This window comes from Streptomyces sp. NPDC093109, assembly GCF_040701725.1.
Taxonomy (GTDB): domain Bacteria; phylum Actinomycetota; class Actinomycetes; order Streptomycetales; family Streptomycetaceae; genus Streptomyces.
Genome location: NZ_JBFBEZ010000110.1, coordinates 1271 through 2468, shown reverse-complemented (window position 1 = coordinate 2468; position 1198 = coordinate 1271). Strand labels below are relative to the sequence as shown.

The window sequence follows — 1198 nt, the reverse complement described above, 5'->3', positions numbered from 1 at the left end:
ACACAGTGGACGCGAGCAACTGAGGACAAGCCCTCGGCCTATTAGTACCAGTCAGCTCCAACCGTTACCGGTCTTCCACATCTGGCCTATCAACCCAGTCGTCTACTGGGAGCCTTAACCCCTCAAAGGGGGTGGGAGTCCTCATCTCGAAGCAGGCTTCCCGCTTAGATGCTTTCAGCGGTTATCCTTTCCGAACGTAGCCAACCAGCCATGCCCTTGGCAGAACAACTGGCACACCAGAGGTTCGTCCGTCCCGGTCCTCTCGTACTAGGGACAGCCCTTCTCAAGACTCCTGCGCGCGCAGCGGATAGGGACCGAACTGTCTCACGACGTTCTAAACCCAGCTCGCGTACCGCTTTAATGGGCGAACAGCCCAACCCTTGGGACCGACTCCAGCCCCAGGATGCGACGAGCCGACATCGAGGTGCCAAACCATCCCGTCGATATGGACTCTTGGGGAAGATCAGCCTGTTATCCCCGGGGTACCTTTTATCCGTTGAGCGACGGCGCTTCCACAAGCCACCGCCGGATCACTAGTCCCGACTTTCGTCCCTGCTCGACCCGTCGGTCTCACAGTCAAGCTCCCTTGTGCACTTACACTCAACACCTGATTACCAACCAGGCTGAGGGAACCTTTGGGCGCCTCCGTTACTCTTTAGGAGGCAACCGCCCCAGTTAAACTACCCATCAGACACTGTCCCTGATCCGGATCACGGACCCAGGTTAGACATCCAGCACGACCAGAGTGGTATTTCAACGACGACTCCACCTGAACTGGCGTCCAAGCTTCAAAGTCTCCCACCTATCCTACACAAGCCGAACCGAACACCAATATCAAACTATAGTAAAGGTCCCGGGGTCTTTCCGTCCTGCTGCGCGAAACGAGCATCTTTACTCGTAGTGCAATTTCACCGGGCCTATGGTTGAGACAGTCGAGAAGTCGTTACGCCATTCGTGCAGGTCGGAACTTACCCGACAAGGAATTTCGCTACCTTAGGATGGTTATAGTTACCACCGCCGTTTACTGGCGCTTAAGTTCTCAGCCTCGCCAACCCGAAAGTCAGCTAACCGGTCCCCTTAACGTTCCAGCACCGGGCAGGCGTCAGTCCGTATACATCGCCTTACGGCTTCGCACGGACCTGTGTTTTTAGTAAACAGTCGCTTCTCGCTGGTCTCTGCGGCCACCCCAAGCTCAGAG

General features: G+C 56.1%; 1 rRNA gene (only partly in view). It reads right to left on the bottom strand.

Going from position 1 to position 1198, the window contains the following annotated elements:
- Positions 1-21: 21 nt before the first annotated feature.
- Positions 22-1198, bottom strand: a 23S ribosomal RNA gene (locus AB0389_RS37750) (its annotated part continues 1270 nt past the right edge of the window); the annotation flags it as partial.